Consider the following 383-nt stretch of genomic DNA (forward strand, 5'->3'; position numbering starts at 1 on the left):
CTTCAAGTCCTTCGTCGATCCCACCAATTTTCAAGTGCCCGGCCAACTGGTCGGCATCGTCGGTCCCAACGGCTGCGGCAAATCCAACATCATCGACGCCGTGCGTTGGGTGCTGGGTGAGTCACGCGCGTCCGAACTGCGTGGCGAATCCATGCAGGACGTCATCTTCAACGGTTCCACCGCGCGCAAGCAGGCCGGGCGCGCCAGCGTGGAACTGGTGTTCGACAACGCCGAAGGCCGCGCCGCCGGCCAGTGGAGCCAATACGCCGAAGTGGCCGTCAAGCGCGTGCTGACCCGCGACGGCACCTCCTCGTACTACATCAACAACCAGCCGGTGCGCCGGCGCGACATCCAGGACATCTTCCTGGGCACCGGCCTCGGGC

1 protein-coding gene is annotated in these 383 nt (G+C 65.3%); it reads left to right on the forward strand.

Features of this window, described 5'->3' with window-relative positions; genetic code table 11:
• Positions 1 to 383 (forward strand): AAA family ATPase (locus AC1DCP_RS26645; protein ID WP_476774907.1); only part of this gene is annotated, 383 nt, incomplete at both ends.

This window comes from Agrobacterium sp. 10T429, from assembly GCF_056393925.1.